The organism is Pseudomonas sp. GW821-FHT02C04, assembly GCF_059421845.1.
The window spans coordinates 510,221-529,777 of record NZ_JBWKVT010000001.1 but is presented as its reverse complement, the minus strand read 5'-3'; the positions used below and the strand labels follow the sequence as shown (position 1 = coordinate 529,777).

20 protein-coding genes and 1 pseudogene are annotated in these 19,557 nt (G+C 62.2%); 11 read left to right on the top strand and 10 right to left on the bottom strand.

Translation table 11 applies throughout. The annotated features are described in order from the left end of the window. Window positions 1-909, bottom strand: coding sequence for an N-carbamoylputrescine amidase (aguB, locus tag AC07VV_RS02275; RefSeq protein WP_495035094.1), 909 nt, complete (start codon window positions 907-909; stop codon window positions 1-3). A gap of 3 nt (window positions 910-912) precedes the next feature. Further along, on the bottom strand, window positions 913-1,965 hold the full coding sequence (locus tag AC07VV_RS02270; protein WP_495035093.1) for an agmatine deiminase family protein: 1,053 nt from the start codon (window positions 1,963-1,965) through the stop codon (window positions 913-915). Window positions 1,966-2,102: 137 nt separating this feature from the next. Here AC07VV_RS02270 and AC07VV_RS02265 point away from each other — a divergent pair, with 137 nt between their 5' ends. Beyond that, on the top strand, window positions 2,103-2,963 hold the full coding sequence (locus AC07VV_RS02265) for a LysR substrate-binding domain-containing protein (RefSeq protein WP_495035092.1): 861 nt from the start codon (window positions 2,103-2,105) through the stop codon (window positions 2,961-2,963). Here the strand turns inward: AC07VV_RS02265 and AC07VV_RS02260 are convergent. Continuing rightward, the gene (locus AC07VV_RS02260; RefSeq protein WP_495035091.1) at window positions 2,926-3,867 is read right to left on the bottom strand and encodes a LysR family transcriptional regulator; all 942 of its coding nucleotides are present in this window, start codon (window positions 3,865-3,867) and stop codon (window positions 2,926-2,928) included. The two genes, AC07VV_RS02265 and AC07VV_RS02260, sit on opposite strands and share 38 nt — an antisense overlap. 133 nt (window positions 3,868-4,000) lie before the next feature. Between AC07VV_RS02260 and AC07VV_RS02255 the strand changes: the two genes are divergently transcribed. The 4 genes and pseudogenes from AC07VV_RS02255 (at window position 4,001) to AC07VV_RS02240 (ending at window position 6,194) form a co-directional block, all read left to right on the top strand. After that, complete coding sequence (locus tag AC07VV_RS02255; RefSeq protein WP_495035090.1) at window positions 4,001-4,405, top strand: RidA family protein; 405 nt, start codon at window positions 4,001-4,003, stop codon at window positions 4,403-4,405. A gap of 78 nt (window positions 4,406-4,483) precedes the next feature. Continuing rightward, window positions 4,484-5,041: a helix-turn-helix domain-containing protein gene (locus tag AC07VV_RS02250; protein WP_495035089.1), complete on the top strand. Its 558-nt coding sequence runs from the start codon at window positions 4,484-4,486 to the stop codon at window positions 5,039-5,041. A gap of 85 nt (window positions 5,042-5,126) precedes the next feature. Next, window positions 5,127-5,684: pseudogene (locus tag AC07VV_RS02245) on the top strand (HD domain-containing protein); the annotation flags it as partial. Next, window positions 5,682-6,194, top strand: coding sequence for a GNAT family N-acetyltransferase (locus AC07VV_RS02240; RefSeq protein ID WP_495035920.1), 513 nt, complete (start codon window positions 5,682-5,684; stop codon window positions 6,192-6,194). The pseudogene AC07VV_RS02245 and the gene AC07VV_RS02240, both read left to right, overlap by 3 nt. Before the next feature lie 12 nt (window positions 6,195-6,206). Here the strand turns inward: AC07VV_RS02240 and AC07VV_RS02235 are convergent, their stop codons facing one another. The 6 genes from AC07VV_RS02235 to AC07VV_RS02210 all read right to left on the bottom strand — a co-directional run bounded on the left by AC07VV_RS02235 (window position 6,207) and on the right by AC07VV_RS02210 (window position 13,239). Continuing rightward, window positions 6,207-6,437 (bottom strand): hypothetical protein, encoded by a 231-nt coding sequence (locus AC07VV_RS02235; protein WP_495035088.1) that lies wholly within the window; start codon window positions 6,435-6,437, stop codon window positions 6,207-6,209. Then, a complete protein-coding gene (locus tag AC07VV_RS02230) occupies window positions 6,434-7,471 on the bottom strand; it encodes a catalase family peroxidase (protein ID WP_495035087.1) in 1,038 nt (345 codons plus the stop codon). Before AC07VV_RS02230 ends, AC07VV_RS02235 begins: the two co-directional genes overlap by 4 nt. A gap of 5 nt (window positions 7,472-7,476) precedes the next feature. After that, window positions 7,477-8,934, bottom strand: coding sequence for an aldehyde dehydrogenase family protein (locus AC07VV_RS02225; protein ID WP_495035086.1), 1,458 nt, complete (start codon window positions 8,932-8,934; stop codon window positions 7,477-7,479). 19 nt (window positions 8,935-8,953) lie between these two features. Then, window positions 8,954-10,591, bottom strand: a complete 1,638-nt coding sequence (locus tag AC07VV_RS02220; RefSeq protein WP_495035085.1) for a GMC family oxidoreductase — start codon at window positions 10,589-10,591, stop codon at window positions 8,954-8,956. Window positions 10,592-10,706: 115 nt separating this feature from the next. Continuing rightward, window positions 10,707-11,630, bottom strand: a complete 924-nt coding sequence (locus AC07VV_RS02215; RefSeq protein WP_495035084.1) for a LysR family transcriptional regulator — start codon at window positions 11,628-11,630, stop codon at window positions 10,707-10,709. Between the two features lie 61 nt (window positions 11,631-11,691). Beyond that, window positions 11,692-13,239, bottom strand: coding sequence for a GMC family oxidoreductase (locus AC07VV_RS02210; RefSeq protein ID WP_495035083.1), 1,548 nt, complete (start codon window positions 13,237-13,239; stop codon window positions 11,692-11,694). A 166-nt stretch (window positions 13,240-13,405) separates the two neighbouring features. Here AC07VV_RS02210 and AC07VV_RS02205 point away from each other — a divergent pair, with 166 nt between their 5' ends. The 3 genes from AC07VV_RS02205 (at window position 13,406) to leuD (ending at window position 16,493) form a co-directional block, all read left to right on the top strand. Then, a complete protein-coding gene (locus AC07VV_RS02205) occupies window positions 13,406-14,344 on the top strand; it encodes a LysR substrate-binding domain-containing protein (protein ID WP_495035082.1) in 939 nt (312 codons plus the stop codon). 115 nt (window positions 14,345-14,459) lie between these two features. Next, window positions 14,460-15,881, top strand: coding sequence for a 3-isopropylmalate dehydratase large subunit (gene leuC, locus AC07VV_RS02200; RefSeq protein ID WP_495035081.1), 1,422 nt, complete (start codon window positions 14,460-14,462; stop codon window positions 15,879-15,881). A gap of 3 nt (window positions 15,882-15,884) precedes the next feature. Further along, entirely contained in the window at window positions 15,885-16,493 is a 609-nt protein-coding gene (leuD, locus tag AC07VV_RS02195) for a 3-isopropylmalate dehydratase small subunit (RefSeq protein ID WP_495035080.1), read from the top strand. A gap of 37 nt (window positions 16,494-16,530) precedes the next feature. On the opposite strand, the gene AC07VV_RS02190 is transcribed toward leuD, so the two are convergent. Further along, window positions 16,531-17,448 (bottom strand): LysR substrate-binding domain-containing protein, encoded by a 918-nt coding sequence (locus tag AC07VV_RS02190; RefSeq protein ID WP_495035079.1) that lies wholly within the window; start codon window positions 17,446-17,448, stop codon window positions 16,531-16,533. A gap of 549 nt (window positions 17,449-17,997) precedes the next feature. On the opposite strand from AC07VV_RS02190, the gene AC07VV_RS02185 reads away from it, so the two are divergent. Genes AC07VV_RS02185 through AC07VV_RS02175 form a run of 3 tightly spaced genes read left to right on the top strand, consistent with a single transcriptional unit; the run spans window position 17,998 to window position 19,458 of the window. Further along, a complete protein-coding gene (locus AC07VV_RS02185; protein ID WP_085708738.1) occupies window positions 17,998-18,183 on the top strand; it encodes a DUF1843 domain-containing protein in 186 nt (61 codons plus the stop codon). A 34-nt stretch (window positions 18,184-18,217) separates the two neighbouring features. Further along, on the top strand, window positions 18,218-18,847 hold the full coding sequence (locus tag AC07VV_RS02180) for a DUF1842 domain-containing protein (RefSeq protein ID WP_495035078.1): 630 nt from the start codon (window positions 18,218-18,220) through the stop codon (window positions 18,845-18,847). A gap of 41 nt (window positions 18,848-18,888) precedes the next feature. Next, window positions 18,889-19,458, top strand: coding sequence for a DUF1842 domain-containing protein (locus AC07VV_RS02175; protein ID WP_495035077.1), 570 nt, complete (start codon window positions 18,889-18,891; stop codon window positions 19,456-19,458). Window positions 19,459-19,557: the final 99 nt, after the last annotated feature.

Genomic DNA, 19,557 nt, shown 5'->3' with positions numbered 1-19,557 from the left:
TCAGACTCCTTGAGGATTCCAGCGGGCGTGAAGGTGACGGCCATCCTGGCTCAACAAGGCGCCGTACATTTCCGGGCGACGGTCGCGGTAGATGCCCCAGCTCAGGCGCTCTTCGCGCATGGCCGACAGATCGAGGCTTTGCACCAAAACTCCGGTGCTGGCGCGGTCGGCTTCGGCGAGCATTTTTCCCTTGTGGTTGCAGATGAACGACGATCCGTAGAAATTCATTTGCAGCGCCGCATCGGTGCCCGCAACTTCACGGCCAACGCGGTTGGACGCGATCACCGGCAGCAGGTTGGCAGCGGCGTGGCCACGCATGGTCATCTGCCAGTGGTCGCGGGAGTCCAGATCCGCGCAGCCCGGTTCCGAGCCGATAGCGGTCGGGAACAGCAGCACTTCGGCGCCCATCAAGGCCAGGCAGCGAGCGGTCTCCGGGAACCACTGATCCCAGCAGATGCCCACGCCGAGGCGGCCGAACGCGGTGTCCCAGACTTTGAAACCGGTGTCGCCGGGGCTGAAATATTCCTTCTCCTGATAGCCGATGGCGTTGGGAATGTGAGTCTTGCGGTACACACCCAGCAAACGCCCGTCGGCATCGGCCACGCTCAGGGAGTTGAAGTAGGCATTGCCGGCCTTTTCGTACCAGCTCAGTGGCAGCACCACGCCGAGCTCACGGGCCAGCGCGGCGAAGCGCGACAGCACCTGACTGTCGCGGAACTCCTCGGCCAGTGCCATATGCTGATGGCTCTGCTCGATGCAGAAATACGGCGTGGCGAACAGCTCCTGCAACAGGATCACCTGGGCGCCCTGCGCGGCCGCTTCACGCACCAACTGCTCGGCGCGATCGAGGTTGCTTTTCAGATCCCAGGTGCACGGCATCTGGGTAGTAGCGACTTTCAGCAACGTCATCGATCAACCCTCCACCGGCCAGGCTGGCTGTTGCTGGGTGATGCAGTGCACACCGCCGCCACCGTGGGCCAGATGATTGATCTGCACCGGCACCACTTCACGTCCCGGGAACGCCTTGGCCAGCGTTTCTGCCGCGACATGGTCGGCCTCGATGCCGTACGCCGGCATGATGATCGCGCCGTTGGCGATGTAGAAGTTGGTGTACGAGGCGCAGAAGACTTCGGCTTCGGTGTCCACCGCATCGGTGGCTTCATACAGTTCGATCAACTCGAATTTGCGGCCCTGGGCGTCGGTGGCCAGTTCCAGTGCGCGGCGGTTTTCCCGCACGACTTCGGCGTACACCGAGCTGCGATCATGGGTGGCGTCCACCAGCAACATACCAGGGCGAGCGAAGGCACAGACGCCATCGACGTGGCCGTCGGTCATGTCGCCGGTGACGTAATCCGGATCGCCCGGCAGCCAGATGGTTTTCTTCACGCCGAGCAGACGGCTGAAGATCTCTTCCATCTCGGCCTTGCTCACGCCGGGGTTGCGGTTGGGGTTGAGCAGCACCGATTCGGTGGTGATCAACGTGCCCTCGCCGTCCACGTGGATCGCGCCGCCCTCGTTGCTCAGCGCCGTGCCGAAGCACTCGCCGCCCAGGTGATTGAGCACGCGACGGGCCAGGCTTTCGTCCAGGTCGTGGGCCGACTTGCCGCCCCACGCGTTGAAGCGCCAGCTCACACCGGCCAGACCTTGTTCCGGGTGAACCACGAAACTTGGGCCGGAGTCGCGGCACCAGCTGTCGTTGACCGCCAGCGGAATCAGTTCGATGTTCGGCCCGCACAAGGCTTTGGCGCTGGCGATGGCCGACGGATCGACGACCATTTTCACCGGTTCGAACCGGGCGATGGCATTGGCGACGCGGGCGAAATCTTCCTGCACCAACGGCAAGGTCACGCCCCAGCCCGACTCCCACAGGGCCTGATTGTGTGGCCAGACCATCCAGGTCGCGGCGTGCGTTACCCACTCTGCCGGCATCATCCAACCGCTGTTGTTGTTTTTGTTCTGCTGCATGGTAAAAAGCCCTTTGAGTTAAGCCATTGTGTTCAATGAAAACAGCCTTGGCGGCGTTGACGTGCATGCTAATGGCGGCCTTACGGGCAAACAAACGATGGATTTAGCGGAAAACTGATTAGAGGAACTTATCGATCATGCTGAAACACTGGCCACCCCTCAGCTCGTTGCGCGGCTTCGAAGCCGCCGCAAGGCTGGGCAGTTTTCACAAGGCCGCCGAAGAGCTGAGCCTCACGCAATCGGCCATCAGCCAGCAGATCCGCAGCCTTGAGGCCTATCTGGAGCAGCCGCTGTTTTTCCGCAGCGGTCGCAGCGTGGCGCTGACCGACGCCGGCCACGATCTGCTCAGCACCACCCAGGCGATGCTGCAACAACTGTCGGTGGGCATCCGCCGACTGGGGCAATACCAGAAACCCAATCAACTGGTGCTCAACACCACGCCGGCCTTTGCCCGGCATTGGTTGCTGCCGCGTCTGGGGGATTTCCGCCACCAGCATCCGAATGTCGATCTATGGATTTTCAGCACCGACGAAGTGCCGGATATGGCGACCCAGACCATCGATCTGGCGGTGCGTGACGACATCAGTTCCCAGGCCGAATGCAGCTTCAAAGTGCTGCACGCCGACCGGCTCTATCCGGCGTGTCATCCAAGTCTGCTGGCGGTTCCGCCTGCACAGCGCACCACCCTGCACGGCGAGCGGGAAATGGACTGGAGCCATTGGGCGGTGGAATCCGGGATCGACGTCGGCCAGCAGGATCAGGGGCTGAACTTCTCCGATCCGGGCCTGTTGCTGGATGCGACGTGCGGCGGGCTCGGCATCGCGCTGGTCAGCCAGTTGCTCAGCCGCAAGGCCCGGGCCGACGGGCTGTTGCAGCCCTTGGTGGACGACACCATTCGCGGCCCGAACTGGGCGTTGCTGACCCACCGCGACAGCGAAAGCGATCCGATGGCCCGCAGTTTCACCGAGTGGTTGCTGGCGAACCTGAGCGATCCATGACCGGTGCGTGGCGCTCCATCACCTCGGCGATCCAGTCGATGAACACCCGCAGCTTGCGGCTGATGTGGCGATTCGGCGGGTACGCGACGTAGAGCGGCATTGGATCGAGGCGCCAGTCTTCGAACAGCGGCACCAGATCACCGCTCGCCTCGTGTGCTTTGGACATGTACTTGGGCAACCACAACACGCCCAGCCCCGCGAGGCCCGCCGACAGGTAGGCATTGCCGTCATCGACCGCCAACACATGGCGGCCCTTGATCTGCAGATCTTCGTGTTCGTTGTGCAGGGCGTAAGGCACCGGTTTGCCGGTGCGCGCCCAGAGGAAACCGACTACTCGGTGATGGCTGTCTTCCAGCTCTCGGGGATGCGCCGGGGTGCCGGCACGGGCCAGATAGCTCGGCGCGGCATACACGCCAAGTTGAAGATCCGCCACCTTCCGGGCCATCAACGACTGATCCCGCAGCTCGCCCCCGCGCACCACGCAATCGACGTTTTCATCAATGATGTCGACAATCCGGTCGCTGACGCCCATGTCGATCTGGATCTCCGGATAACGCGCGCAAAATTCGGGCAGCGCCGGCACCAGAATCAGATTGGCCAAGGGGCTCGGCACATCGACCCGCAAGCGACCCTTGGGCTGCGCCGCCGCACCAGGAAGACTGGTTTCGGCATCGTCCATGTCCGCCAGCAGCTTGATCACCCGCTCGTAGTAAGCCGCGCCGTCCGCCGTGGCGTTGACCTTGCGCGTGGTGCGGTTGAGCAACTTGACCCGCAGGCGTGCCTCCAGCTGCTGCACCAGATGGGTCACGGTGGTCTTGCTCATGTGCAGGGTTTCGGCGGCTTTGGTGAAACTCCCCGCCTCCACCACCCGGGCGAAGGCTTGCATCGCGTCAAAACGGTCCATCACCCACCTCTAATAGCGGCTCGATTGTTTGGGATTTACAAACAGTGATCGCCAAGATTGCGCGTTTATCGCGCCGAGGCAAGTCCCTAGAGTTTCTCCATCGCAGGTTTCAAGCCATTGAAGGAGACACTCCATGACCAACACCCAGCCAAAACGCGACGTGGTTTTCCCGCCCGGACGCCATGCCCTTTACGAGCGCAATCGCTATTCACCGGCGGTGCGTTCCAACGGTTTTCTGTTTGTCTCCGGGCAAGTCGGCAGCCTTGAGGACGGCTCGCCCGAGCCGGATCTGAAACAACAGGTGCGACGGGCTTTCACCAACCTGAATGCGATTCTCGGCGCAGCCGGCGGCAGCTTTGATGACGTGGTGGACGTGACCGTGTTCATGGTCGACCCGCAATCGACCTTCGAAACCATCTGGGAAGTGGTGCCGGAGTTCTGGGGTGAGGCGCCGCATCCGACCATCACGGCGGTCGGCGTGACGTGGCTGTATGGCTTTCAGTTCGAGATCAAGGTGATCGCCAAGCTCCCGGAATGACCTGATATCGCGTCGATTTGCAGCACGGGCCGACAGTCTTCAGACTGTCGGCCCGCATTCCTTTTGCGATCCTTCGCCATGCCCGACACCTTGCTCAAGCCCAGTCTCCCCGGCATCGCCCTGCGCCGTTGGCGCGTGCTGCACCGCGTCAAGCAGAACCATGCCGCCGAGTTGTTCAAGGTCACCCAGTCGACGATTTCCCGCTGGGAAAGCGGTATGCAGGCGATGGACCCGGAGGCGCATCTTCAACTCGAACGGCTGCTCGCGGCGCGACTCGACAGCGCCGCCGATCAGGCCCTCGCGCGACTGGTTACAGACAGCGCACGCCCGGTTCACCTCGTCTGCGACCTGACCCATCGCCTGCTGGCCTGTTCCCCGGCCCGCGCCGCGCAATTCACAAGTCCACTGAGCGATCTGCTGGGGCAATCGTTGTGGCGCTTTGCGACGGCGGAAATCCAGCACAAGGAGTCCTTGCTGGATGACACTGGTTGGCGAGAACTCCCCGCGCCGCCGGCACTGGAATTCGTCACCGGCCACAATGATTCAACCCTCGTTCCCATCCGCGAAAGCCTGTGCCGCTGGACGCGGATCGCACTTTCGGACGGCACCGCCGCACGGCTGGTGGAAACGCTGTAGGCCGCGTGCCGCATATTTTATGCGTGGACGATGATCGAGGCCGGGCCTAGGCTTTGAGCCCTGCTCTCTTTATCCCGGCCACCGTATGAACCTCGAAAAAATCAAGGGACGCCTCGACTTTCTGCGCGAAGCAGAACGGCTCAAGGACGTCCTCAGAAGCGCGCACACCTCCTCCGGTCGCAACGAAAGCACCGCCGAACACAGCTGGCGCCTGTGCCTGATGGCGATCGTGTTCGCCGACGACCTGACCGGGCTCGACGTGCTGAAAGTCCTGAAAATGTGCGTCATCCACGACCTCGGCGAGGCCATCAACGGTGATATCCCGGCGGTTGATCAGGTCGGTTTTCCCGACAAGGGCGAACAGGAGCGCAACGACTTGCTGCTGCTCACCCGCTCCCTGGACGACGCACTGAGAAACGAAATCCTCGCACTCTGGGACGACTACGAAAACGCGCGCTCCCCCGAAGCCAAAGCGGTGAAGGCGCTGGACAAGCTGGAAACACTTTTACAACACACTCAAGGGAAGAATCCGCCAGACTTCGACTATGGCTTCAACCTGGCCTACGGCAAGCAATACACCAACGCCGATCCGCTGTTCGAAACCCTTCGAGCCCTGATCGACCGGGATACCCGAGAACGCATGAATACAAATATCACCCTCCGCAACGAACACCCCGAAGACATCAACGCCATCGCCCGAATCACCGAGGCCGCGTTCCAGCACGAAGAACACTCCAGCCACACCGAACAATTCATCGTCAACGCCTTGCGCCGCGCCGGTCAGCTCAGCGTTTCGCTGGTGGCCGTCGAGAACGACACGGTGGTCGGCCATGTCGCCATTTCACCGGTGACGATTTCCTCCGGCACTCAAGGCTGGTATGGCCTGGGCCCGATCTCCGTGTGCCCGACCCGCCAGCAGCAAGGCATCGGCACGGCGTTGATGAAGGCCTCGTTGGCGGAGTTGCAGCGCATTGGCGGCGTTGGTTGTGTGGTGCTTGGCGACCCGGGCTACTACGGCCGCTTCGGCTTCAAGGCCCATGCAGGCCTGGAACTGCCAGGAATTCCGGCGGAGTACTTTCAGGCGTTGTCGTTTGGCGGGGAATTGCCTGTCGGTGTCGTCAGCTACCACAAGGCTTTTGACGCCACCGAATGAGGCCCGGATTGCTTAGCGCACCCACCACCGCGCCATCAACCGCGAACTCTGCGGCATCAGCCAATACACCATGTTGAACGAGATCAGCCCGGCGACCAGCATCTTGAACAACCACCCCGGCAGACGCAGGTCCGCCAATTCGAGCAGCGCTGCCAGCGCCCACGGCATGGACACCGACAGCGGCCACACCACCAGCCACGACACCAGCCACTGTTTCCAGCGGGCGCCGGCCTCGGTGGTCATGGTTGCTGGCGCCGGAGCACGGCGCGCTGGTAGATGCGGTCGCGGGCCAGCGTCATCGGGTCGCGGCTCAGGGCGATGCCATCAAGCAACCGGCCGGGGCTGAAGTCGAGACGCTGCTGGGCCGATTGCTGATCCTCGGCAGGCACCCCTGAATCGAGGGTGAAGATGCCCAGTTCGACTTCGCGGCGGTTTCTAGGCCACGGGATCGAGCCGTCTTCGACCACGTCGCCCGGCGCCGCCAGTTGCGCGATCAAACGCATCTGCGCGGGGCCCTTCGCCAGTCGTGCCGTCAGTTCGTCCTGCAAGTAATCGGCTGGCATGCGGGAGGCTTGTTGGTCGCTGAGCAGCGATTGGCCGGTTAACGGTTCGATGCGGTAGCGAACGACCTGCTCCTGGTTTTCCCGGTTGCTGAAGACCAGCGCGTTCACGCCGAAGTACTCGAGGCTGGTGTAGCTGGCCGGTGCCGGTTTGGGTGCTTCCAGAAAGTGTTTGGCCCTGGGATGCTCCGCCAGAAAGTTCTGCAACGGCAGCGGATCCGACGGCGTCGCAACGGTCGCCGCGATGCCTTGCAGGAAGCTCAGAAAACCTTCGGGCGTGGCCACCGGGAAGCCGTCGAACGAGTGACTGACGATGTCCGTTGACTCTCCGTTCGGCAGTTTGAAACGCACCGCGAGGCCACGCGGGCTGGCCATCGGATCACCGTCCACCGTGGCCGGTACACCACTGAAGTTGGAGAAGCGCAGCACCACTGGCACTGGCTGCCCCTGCAAATGCGCGGCGCGGCTGAGCGTCGCCGCCGACGGTGAAGCGGTGAAGGTGCCGTTCACCAACACGCCTTTGGCATGGGTTGCACGAAAGCCCGGATGCCTGCCGAACGTGGCATACAGCGCATCCAGCAGTGCGTCGTAGAGTTTGTCCTGAGACACGGAAACAGTCCTTGTGGAAGTCAGAGGTTGTTCGCCAGCGGCGTAGACAGAGGACGCGGTCAGCGTCCCTGCCAGCAGCGCGACGATCCACGGTCGGGATAATCGCATCGGGCTCACTCCTGACGCAGGCCGGGATTGAGGGCGATGTGTTTGTACTCGACAAAATCATCCATCGCCGCCACGCCGTTCAAACGCCCTTGCCCCGACTGTTTGAAGCCGCCCTCCTCGAACTCGTCGTAGACCACCGCCCAGTCATTGACCCAGACCGTACCGGCCTCCAGTTCACGGGCAACCCGCAGCGAGCAGCCGATGTCGCGGGTCCAGACGCTGGCCGCCAGGCCGAACTCACTGTTGTTGGCCAGTTCGATGGCCTCGGCTTCGCTGTCGAAGACTTGCAGGGTCAGCACCGGGCCGAAGGTCTCGCGCTGGACGATGGCCATTTCGGGATCGCTGACCCGCAGCAGCGTCGGCCGATAGAACGCGCCTCTGGCCAACGGCCCGTCAGTGACCGGCCCACCGCGCACGATGACTTGCGCACCAGCGGCTATCGCCTCCTCCACCACTTGATTGACCCGCTGCACGTTCGGCTTGTCGATCAGCGGCCCCATGTCACTGGCCGGATCGGCAGCCGGCCCGACCCGCACAGCTTCGAGGCGTGCCGCCAGGCGCTCGGTCAGCGCCGTGGCGATGTCACGTTGCACCAGCAGCCGCGAACCGGTCATGCAGAACTGCCCGGCAAACACTGTCAGCGCCTTGACCAGCGCCGGCACCACCGCATCGAGATCGGCGTCGTTGAACACCAGCATCGGCGTCTTGCCGCCCAGTTCCAGCCCGAAGCGCTTGAGGTGTTGGGCACCCGCCGCCGATATCGCCCGCCCGGTGCCGGTACTGCCGGTGAAGCTGATGACCGGCACTTTCGGCGACTCCACCAGATGAATCGAACCGGCCGCGCCCTGCTCGCTGAACAGGTTGATCACGCCCCGTGGCAGCGACGGCGCCTCACTCATGATCCGTGCGACCAGCGCGTTGGTCTGGGCCGTTTGCCCGGGCATCTTGATCACTGTGGTGCAACCGGCGGCCAGTGCCGGCGCCAGCGAACGGATCATCAACACCACGGGGGAATTCCACGGCACGATGATGCCGGCCACGCCCACGGCCTGACGGATGACCAGGGAAATCTTGCCGGGCCGGGGTTCCGCTGCCCGGCCATATTCGGTGCGGGCCAGCGCGGCGTAGTAGCGCAACTTGGACGGCACCATGCCGACTTCGAACGCGGCTTCGGGGCGGATCTTGCCGTTCTCCAGCGCCAGGGTGTCGATCAGCTCGGCGGCATTCAGCTCGAAGGCGTCTGCCAGTTCCAGCAGAACCTGGGCACGCAACTGGCGATCGTCTTTCCACGGCGTCTGGGTGAATGCCCGTTGTGCGGCTTCGATGCCTTGGCGAGCCTCCGCCTCGCCACCTTCGGCGTAGCGGCCGATCAACTCATACGTCGCCGGGTCAATGGAGTCGTGGTGAATACCGGAATCCAGCCACAGGCCGTCGATCCAGTTCAAAACCTTGGTGTTGTTCATGGTGAAATCTTCCTTGGATTCAGGCGTAGAGGCCGGCGATTTTTTCGGCGGTGGCGATCACGGTGAGGTTGGTGGCAACGGAGGGCACGTCGGGGAAGATCGAGGCATCGACCACCCGCAGGCCTTGCACACCGATCACTCGGGCTTCGAGGTCGACCACCGCTTTTGCATCGCCCGGCCGGCCCATCGGGGCCGTCGACGTCGGATGGTGATAGGTGTCGAGCGTGGCTTTGACGCTGGCCAGCAAGGCGTCGTCGGAATCGTTGCCCTGCCCCGGGTTCAGCTCGGAATGGATCAAGCCCTTGAGCGGTGCCGTCGCACCAATCCTGCGCGCGAGGCGAATACCGTCCAGGAGGCGCTGGCGGTCCTTGGGCTCGGCGAGGAAATTCAGGTCGATGTTGGGGGCCACGAACGGATCGCGACTGGCGAGCGTGACCTTGCCTCGGGACAGCGGCCGGGTCAGCGCGACCGCGAGCACGAAGCCGACCTGCGTCGGGCTCTGATCGTGGGGAAACAAGTGAGTCGCGGTGATGTGAATGTCCAGATCACCCTGCTCGGCACTACGGCTGTGGGTCCAGAGTTTGGCGCCGATGGCCGGTGACTGGCGGCCGATCAAGTCCGGTTTGGCGGCGTAGGCGTTGTAGTAGAACGGGTGATCCACCAGGTTCTGCCCGACCGGCAACTCGGCGACCTGCGCGATCTCCAGCGTGCGCAAGTCTTCACCGGGGCCGATGCCGGAACGCAGCAGAATCGCCGCGCTGCCATAGCTGCCGGCCGACAGGATCACTTCAGCTGCCTGCAGTTGCTCACCGTTGGCCAGTTGCACGCCCACCGCACGCCGGCCGTCAAACAATACTTTGTCGACCAGGCTGTCGGCGCGAATCTGCAAATTGTCGCGAGCCCGCACCTCGTCCGTGAGATAGGCCATGCCGGTGTTGACCCGCACGCCATCGACGATGTTCATCGGATACGGGCCCACGCCGTTGGCGTCTGCGCCGTCGAAATCGTCGATCATCCGGTAGCCGTTGGCGACGGTCGCGTAAATGAAGGCCTTCTGCATCGGCGTGACATCGGCGCTGCCGAGTTGGCGCACCGGCAGCGGCCCTTCGTGACCATGGAGTGCGCTGGCACCGCCGCTGTGGCTTTCGAGTTTCTTGAACCAGGGCAGCAGCTCTTCGTAGCTCCAGCCCGGCAGATCCCAACGCTTGAAATCGGTGGCACGGGCGCGGATCGCCACCGCGCCGTTGATCGCCGAACTGCCACCCAACACTTTGCCGCGCAACGCACCAATCGGGTGTTCGACGTAGCCCGGCCGTGAGGTGTAACCCCATTCGAACTCGCGATTGCCATTGGCGCCGACCACGTCACTGTCGGCGACTATCCGGGGGTATTTGTCTGGCGCATAACTGTGACCGGCCTCAAGCAACAGCACCTGACGCTGGCCGTTTTCGCTCAAGCGACGGGCCAACACCGCGCCGGCCGAACCACCGCCGACAATGATCACGTCGACCGGGCCACGACGATGCAGGTTCTTTTCGGGGTGGTCACCTGACTCCAGGGCCTGGGTCAGGCCACTGCCCGTCGCCAACGTCGCGGCCGCCACAACGCCGCCGGCCAGTACAGCGCGGCGAGCAGGATTATCAAGGGTATCGTTCATGCGTTTCTTCCCTGTCAGGCGTCAAAACGCGCCTGTTGAGGGAGAGCTTATTGAAGGGTTCGAGAGCTCATAAGCCGGGGAAAAACGAATCGCGGTTTCGTTTTTCCCGAACGGCTCAACGCGCCGAATGGGTCGCGAGCAATTGCTCCCACACCGGCGGGTTGCCGATCTGTTCGCAGAGAAAATCGGTCAACGCCTGCAGCTTGGGCGAGGCCCGTTGGGAGCGCCGGTACACGGCGGAAATGTTGCCGCCACGGGGCGCATAAGGCGCCAGCACCTCCTGAAGCGTGCCATCCACAATCGCTTGCGCGGCCAGAAACGTCGGCAGGATCGCCAGCCCCATGCCGGCCTTCGCCGCCTCCATCAGTTGATGGCCGTTGTTGGTACGCATCCGGCAACGCACGCGAAACGATTCCAGCGCATTGTTCACCGGCAACGTCCACATGCCGTGAGGCTCTCGGTTGACGTAGAGCATCGCGAAATGTTCCGACAGCTCCTGCGGGGTTTGCGGTGTACCGTGAGCGGCCAGATAGTCCGGGCTCGCGCAGATGATGTGGCGGTTGGCGGTGATGGTTTTCGCCACCAGGGAAGAGTCCGGCAATTCGCCGATGCGGATCGCCGCGTCGTAGCGCTCTTCGTGCAGATTGACGTGCCGGTCGTCGAACTCGACGTCCAGGCGCAGCTCGGGATAGCGCACCGCGAACGCCGACAGAATCGGCGTCAGATAGCGAATGCTGAACGCCATCGGCGCCGCCAGCCGCAAACTGCCGCGCAGGCTCGACTGAAAGGCAAGGACCGCATCTTCGGCCTCTTCGACCTCCGCCAGAATGCGGATGCAATAACGATAAAAGACTTCACCCGCCTCGGTCAGTCGAGCCTGTCGTCCGCGTTCGAGAACGATGCTGCCCAGGCGTTTTTCCAGTTGCGCAATCCGCTGGCTGACCATGGATTTGGCGGTACCCAGTTGTCGGGCCGCCTCGGTGATACTGCCGGTGTCGACCACCATGACGAACGATTGCATCTCGCAAAGCTTGTTCAAGTTCTACATCCAGTGCAGGCCAGGCACACGACCGCTGTCGGCCGTGCGCCCGTGATTGTTTTTATTCTGAGAGAGGGGATTGCTTGAGGGTGTCCGACAACTTTTCCGCCATCATGATGACGGTCGGGTTCAGGTTGATCAGCGGGATTTCGGGGAAAATCGACGCATCAATCACGCGCAGTCCTTGTACGCCATACACCCTGCCCTGTTCATCCACTACGGCGACAGGATCGGTCGGCAACCCCATCGGCGCGGTCGAGCACGGGTGCTGCAAGGTGCCCACGCCTTGGGCCAGTGCCGCGCGGATCTGCTCGTCGCTGTCATCCACCGACGGGCCGGGATACAACTCTTCCACGATCAGGCTTTTCAACGGTTCGGTATTGGCCAGTTTGCGTGCCAGGCGGAAGCACTCGACCATCCGGTTCATGTCGTCCTCGCTGGTCAAATGATTGAGTTCGATGACCGGCGCAGCGGCAGGGTCGCGGCTGCTCAAGCGGATTCGCCCGGTCGAGGTGCAATGCATCAACTCCAGGCCCAGCGAGAACGCCACGCCGGTGGGGCTGATGGCGGGGTCGAGCAGGTGCGAGGGCGAAATGCCAATGTCCAGTTCCTTGTCCGAGCCGGCATGGGACGAATGAGTCCAGAGTTGCGCGCCCACCACCGGATGCTCCTGCCCTTTCAGGGTTTCCAGGCCGCTGAAGTTCATCCAGAAGAACGCATGATCAAGCAACCGGGTGCCGACCGGCGCGTCCTTGACCACCGGGATGTCCAGCGCTTGCAGATCAGCTTTCGGGCCGATGCCCGAGCGCAGCAGGATCGCGGCCGAGCCATAGGATCCGGCGCTGAGGATCACTTCTTTGCCGTGCAATGTTCGGCCGTTCGCCAGACGCACCGACTGAACCCTGCCCTGCTCGATCAGCACTTTATCGACGAGGCTCTGCTCCAGAATCGTCAGGTTGGGCCGCGATCGCACTTCACGGGTGAGATAGGCTATCGCGGTATTCACGCGCACGCCGTTGATCACGTTCATCGGGTTTGGCCCGGCGCCGTTATTGGCTTCGGGATTGTTGAAGTCGTCGACCTTGTTGGCGCCGCAGGCCCAGGCGGCTTCGAGCATCGCGCGCTGAACCGGGGTGATGTAATCGAGCGACATCTGGTGAATCGGCAGCGGCCCGTTACGACCATGCCATTGCTCGTCGCCGTGGGGAGCGCTCTCCATTTTTTTGTAGTACGGCAGGACGTCTTCGAAGCTCCAGCCTTTCAAGCCTTTGGCGCTGAACCGGGCAAAGTCGAACGGCAAGGCCCGGCACGCCACCGCGCCATTGATCGCAGAGCTGCCGCCCAATACCTTGCCCCGTGGCGCGTAGACCGCTTGTGGTTGCTCGACGGGTTTGGCGAAGTAGCCCCATTCATAACGGGCATCGCCATTGGCGGCGATGATGTTGGCGTTGTAGCTTTCTTCAGGATACTCGTCCGGGTCGAACGCCCGTCCCGCCTCGACCAGCAGCACATCGAGCTGCCGTTCCTCGGACAGTCGCGCCGCCAGCACGGCCCCCGCAGAACCGCCACCCAGAATCACAAAGTCGAACACCTTGTCATGGACCGTCATGTCACTTCCCTATTCTTGTCACGTGATGTGAAGGCATGCCGCACCGTGCGGCCGCGCCCACAGACTCATCGAGCGAGGCGCCGCCCACCAGCCCCCGAAAATGGGCCGCTCCTTCCCACACAATGGACAATCGGACTTGTATAGTTGCCATCCTTTTCCCGAGCGAATGCCGCCCGTGCTAGATCTCAATGACCTGCAGTATTTCGTGATGGTGGTGGACCACGGTGGCTTTGCGCCGACGGCGCGGGCGCTGGGGATTCCCAAGTCGAACCTGAGCCGGCGCATCGCCTTGCTCGAAGAGCGACTGGGCGTGCGGTTGATCATCCGCAACACGCGCAACTTCTCGGTGACCGAACTGGGCCAGACCTACTACGCCCACTGCCGCTCGATGCTCAAGCAGGCCGAAGCGGCCGAGGCGGCGATTGCCATGACCCGCGCCGAACCGGCCGGTGTGTTGCGTGTGACCTGTCCGACCACGCTGCTGGAAGAATGCGTCGGCGGGATCATCACGCGCTTCATGGCCATGCACCCGCGCGTCGAAGTGCATCTGGAAGCCAGCGACCGGCAGGTCGACGTGGTGGCCGAAGGCGTCGATCTGGCACTGCGGGTACGACCGCCGCTGCTTCAGGATTCGGAGCTGATCAGCCGGGTGCTGTCGCAGCGACCGCAATGCCTGGTCGCCAGCCCCGCGCTGTTGAATAGGCTCGGCGAGCCCCGTGAGCCGGAAGACCTGTCGCGCTTCCCCAGCGTTCATCACGGCAGTCCGCAGCAGGCTTACCAATGGACGCTGTTCCATCCGGATGGCGCCGAGTTCACCCTGCAACACCGCCCGCAACTGATCACCAAAGGGCTGCCGATGCTCCGGTGCGCGGCCATCGACAGCATCGGTGTGGCGCAGATGCCGATGTCGCTGGTCCATGACTTCATCGAACGCGGGCAACTGGCCGTGGTGCTGCCGGACTGGGCACCGCGCACAGAAATGATCTACGCCGTGTTTGCGACCCGCCACGGCATGCTGCCGTCGCTGCGCATGCTCATCGACTTCATGGCCGAACAGTTCGAATTGCTCGACGACCCAATGCGCGGCATGCGCGCCAAGGCTTGAGGCAATTACTCACATTTCGTGTTCAACGGCTTCACCAAAGCGCTCTTGATGGCGTTTCTGCGATCAATATTCTGTCTTCATGTTGTTTTGCCCCGGACAGAAAAGAGCACAAGCCATGCCCAGCCCGAGAACCCTGTACCAGAAACACATCGACAGTCACACGGTCTGCACCCTCGACGATCAGGGCCACGTGCTGCTTTACATCGACCGCCAGGTCGCCAACGAATACACCAGCCCGCAAGCCTTCAGCGGTTTGCGAGACGCCGGACGCCAGGTCTGGCGCCCCGCCGCGACGCTGGCGGTGGTCGATCATGTGAACCCCACCGCGCCAACCCGCACCGCGACCATGCCCGACGCGGGCGGTGCGCGGCAGGTGTCGTATTTCGAAGAGAACTGCCGTGACTTCGGCATCGAACTGTTCGATGTGCTGGACAAGCGCCAGGGCATCGAACACGTCGTGGCGCCGGAACAGGGTTTCATTCTGCCGGGCATGGTGGTCGCGGCCGGTGACAGCCACACCACCACTTACGGTGCGCTGGGCGCGTTCGGCTTTGGCATCGGCACCTCGGAAATCGAGCACCTGCTGGCGACGCAAACCCTGGTCTACAAACGCCTGAAAACCTTGCGCGTAACAGTCAATGGCGAGCTCGGTGCGGGCGTCACGTCGAAAGACATCATCATGGCCCTGATCGAAAAGATCGGCGCTTCAGGGGCCACCGGTTATGCGATCGAATTCACTGGCCCGGCGATCAGCGACCTGAGCGTCGAAGCGCGCATGACCATCTGCAACATGGCCGTGGAGGCTGGCGCCCGTGGTGCGTTCATGGCGCCGGACGACAAGGTCTTCGCCTACCTGCAACTCAAGCCGCGCACGCCCAAAGGGGAAATCTGGGAACAGGCCGTCGAGCGCTGGAAAACCCTGCACAGCGATCATGGCGCGGTGTTCGATCGTGAAGTCAGCCTCGATGTCGCCGCGCTGGAACCGATGGTCACCTGGGGCACCAGCCCGGATCAGGCCGCCCCGATCGGCGGACGAGTGCCGGACCCGGCCGGCGAGCCCGACCCGATTTTGCGTCAGGGCCTGCAACGCGCCCTCGATTACATGGGCCTGACACCCGGCACGCCGCTGAGCGAAGTGGTGATCAGCCACGCCTTCATCGGCTCCTGCACCAATGCGCGGATCGAAGATTTGCGTGACGTTGCCCGCGTGGTGCGCGGCAAGCATGTGGCGCCCAACGTGCGGGCGATGATCGTTCCAGGCTCGACGCTGGTTCGCAATCAGGCCGAAGACGAAGGGCTCGCGCAGATCTTTCTCGATGCCGGTTTCGAGTGGCGGCAATCGGGCTGTTCCATGTGCCTGGCGATGAACGACGACGTACTGGCGCCAGGTGATCGCTGCGCATCGAGCACCAACCGCAACTTCGAAGGCCGTCAGGGCGCCGGTGCTCGCACGCACCTGATGAGCCCCGCGATGGTCGCCGCAGCCGCCATCACCGGACATTTGACTGACGTTCGCGCCTTCGCGCCGGGAGTTTGAGCCATGCAACCTTTCACCATCATCAGCGGCAGTGCCGCGCCGTTCCTGGCGTCCAACATCGACACTGATGTGATCATGCCCAAGCAGTTCCTCAAGGGCATTGATCGTCAGGGCCTGGATCGAGGGTTGTTCTTCGATCTGCGCTTTCTCGCCTCCGGCGAACTAAACCCTGACTTCGTGCTCAATCAACCGGCCTGGCAGGACGCCGCGTTTCTGGTGACCGGCCCGAATTTCGGCTGCGGTTCCAGCCGTGAACACGCGGTGTGGGGCTTGAAGCAGGTCGGCATCCGGGCGCTGATCGGCACCACGTTTGCCGGGATTTTCTATGACAACTGTCAGCGCAACGGTGTGTTGGCGATTCAACTCGATGCAGAGCAGTTCAAACAGGTCACCGACGTCATCAGCGTTCCGACGACCGCGCACATCCGCGTGAACCTGCCCGAGCAAACCATCGAACTGGCGGACGGCACATTGATCGGGTTCAAGATTGATGAACTGCGCAAACAGTCACTGTTGCTGGGGCTGGACGCCATCGGCACGACGCTGCAACGCACCGAGCAGATTCGCGCTTTTGAAGCGCTGCATCTCGCGGAAAATCCCTGGTTGGGCTGAAAACAAAAAACCGGGTGGTTCACTGAACCACCCGGTTTCATTCAACCGACAAGTCGCGAAAATACTCTTCGAGAAATTCCACACACACCCGCAATTTGGCCGACTCGCTGAGCCGTGTCGGGTACACCGCCCAGACGTTGGCGCTCTGGGTGTAATCCTCCAGCACCTGCACCAGCCGCCCCTGTTCGAGCATCGGTTTGACGTCCCACATCGAGCGCAACAGAATCCCGCCGCCGCTCAAGGCCCACTCCATCACGATTTCGCCACTGTTGGAGGACAACGGCCCGCTGACCCGTACCGACTCCTCTTGCCCGTTGCGGGTCAGGTTCCAGATGCCGAACGAATTGTTGCGCTCCTTGAGCACCAGACAATCGTGATCCTTCAGGTCCTCGAGTGATTGCGGTGTGCCCCGGCGTTCGAGGTACTCCGGTGTGGCGCACAGCACTCGCCGGTTGCTGACCAGTTTGCGCGCCAGATGCTGGCCCGGCAGGTCATCGCCGACGAGGATTTCCAGATCGAAGCCCTCGCCCACCAGATCGACCACGCGGTCGAACACGTCCAGCCGAATGTCGAGCTTCGGGCATGTTCGGGACAGTTCACTGATCGCCGGCGCGACGTGATTGCGGCCGAAACCGAAGCTGCTGCAAATGTGCAGCGAGCCCGCTGGTTGGTGTCGGGCCTGGGCAATCTCGCCGAGAAAGTCATCGAAATCACCCAGCAGTTTTTCCGCCCAGATCCGTACCCGTTCACCATCGTCGGTCAGCGCAATGCGCCGGGTCGTGCGGTGCAGCAGCTTTGTCGAGAGCGTGGTTTCGAGCACCGCGATGCGCTTGCTGACGTAGGCCGGCGAATAGCCCAATTCATCGGCGGCGCTGGCGAAGCTGTTCTTGCGGATGACAGTGAGGAACACCTTGAGGTCTTCGGGCAAGGGAAATTGGTCACGATTCGTGTTCATAGGCCGATTTTTTCCACTATTCATCTCGCAATCGGCGAAGGATAGCAGCGGCCATGACCGTTCGGCGCTTTTTCTGGCAGCCCCGTACAAACGGGGCTAGGGTTGCGTGGCTGGCGATATGCTGGCCATTTGGCAAACATCTCTCGATGGGCGCCATCAGCCGCACTGGAAGAAAAATCAGGGATGGTTTTTGTGGTTGCGGGTTATTACGACCTATCCCTGTGTTTCGTTGCTTTCTATCAAGGACAGAAAGATGACCAACGTACAGGTGAACTCCCCCCCTTTGCCGTTCCGGCAAACCTCATTACTGACGCCCGCCGCGAGGCCTGAAGGTTTTGGCTGACGACGTCTGCGCGTGAGTCGAGACAAAGACCTCGAACCCGCGCGAATCAACTGACCCGCTCCACCGGATCCAGACGGATCAGGCGTTCACGTAGCCGGGAACCACTGTCGCCAGTCGTTCTTGCCGTTGGCTGTCGCCTGCCTGTCAGGGAAGGCTCCCCTCGCCTGAAGGGGACGTTTGGCAACCACCACGAGGAAACCCTCGATATGACTGGCTCAAAACACAACATGCCGCCTTACGGCGTCGCCATCCAGAGCGCTATCACGGGAGGCGATCTGCAACAGATGAAGACTTTGTTGAAACAGCGCGACTCAACGAAGCCGGAAGCGAAAGAGCTGCAAACCGCGTACGAAAAACTGGCCAAAGAAGTTTCCCGTCTGGAAAAACACTAAGGCCATTTCCCACATTGCAATGGAGGCAATCACTATGTCAGCTACTCAGCAAAATGTCGGCTTGTTCCCGTTGAGTTACCGCATTGGTACGGGGCTGCCCGGCGCGCAAAGTCTGTTGCTCAACCTGTTGGTGTCCACGCCGCAGCATGAGGTCAGCGGCGGCGCCACCGTCACTCAAGCGACCAACCCGCCGCTCGATATCCACTCGGATGTCTGGGGCGAGTACACCTATCTGACGGTCATGAAACCCGGCGTCAGCAAAATCCTGATTACCGCCGAAGGCAATCATGGCGGCTACGGTTCCAATTCCATCATCAACTTCAAGATTCGTCTGGTGGTCGGCACTGACTGGAAAGAAGGCGTCGCCAACTACCAGTACCTCAATGGCACGCACTGGGTCGAGGTCAACAACGTCCCTGCGCACCTGGCGGAAGTGCAGTCGAAGGTCTTCCCGCCGTTTGAGCCAGGCCCGGTCATCATTAACCATTACCCGCCGATTCTGCCCCTGTATGCCGCTCCTATCCAGAGCGCCATCGCCAGCGGCGACCTGGCCCAGATGAAAAATCTGGCGAAGCTGGCCAAGCAGCAACTGGACCAGCAACCGCAATTGCAGAGCGCACTGGAAGCCGCGAAGAAGGAAATCAGCCGGTTGCAGGCACGCTGAGCCGTCCACTGAATCCATCATTCACTTTAGGGAGTAGCACCATGTCGATCGGACTTTTTCATACCCGCCTCATCGCCAGCAATTCCTTGCTCGGCGCCCCGGTTCTGACCCTCGATCTGCTGGTCAATACCGTCAGTAAAAAAGTCAGCGGGGTTGCCAGTGTCTTTCAGAGTACCTGGCCAACAGTCAATTTTCGCGCGCGGGTCTGGGGCGACTATAGCGAGGCCAAACTGACCTCGGCGGTCGAGAATCACATCGTCCTCGTCCTCGACGGCAGCCCGAGCGGCCCGTACAGCCAGATCGCCGAGACTTTTCATCTCAAAGGCATCCTTGATGGCACCTGGGAGAGCGGATTTGTCGATTACAGCTACGACGGGCATCAGGTGAAACACGTCGCCGTGCATCAGGCGCCGACCATCGAGCCGCAACCGCACGAGCGTCACTTCCAGCCGCTGTATGCCGTGGCCGTGCAGCAAGCGCAAACCAGTGGCGATCTGGCGCAGCTGAAAACCGTGGTGCAACAGGGTGAGCAGCAACTGGCCCACCAAGGCGCGTTACGCAGTGCCCTTGAGCATCTGAACGCAGAAATCGCGCGTCTGGAAGCACGCTAAACCGCACGCCCCGGGCGAGGTCACTGCTGGCCTCGCCCGGTCTTGCGGCGAATCGAGATCAGTCCAATCGTGCCGCGCACAGGACCGTGCGCAAGGATC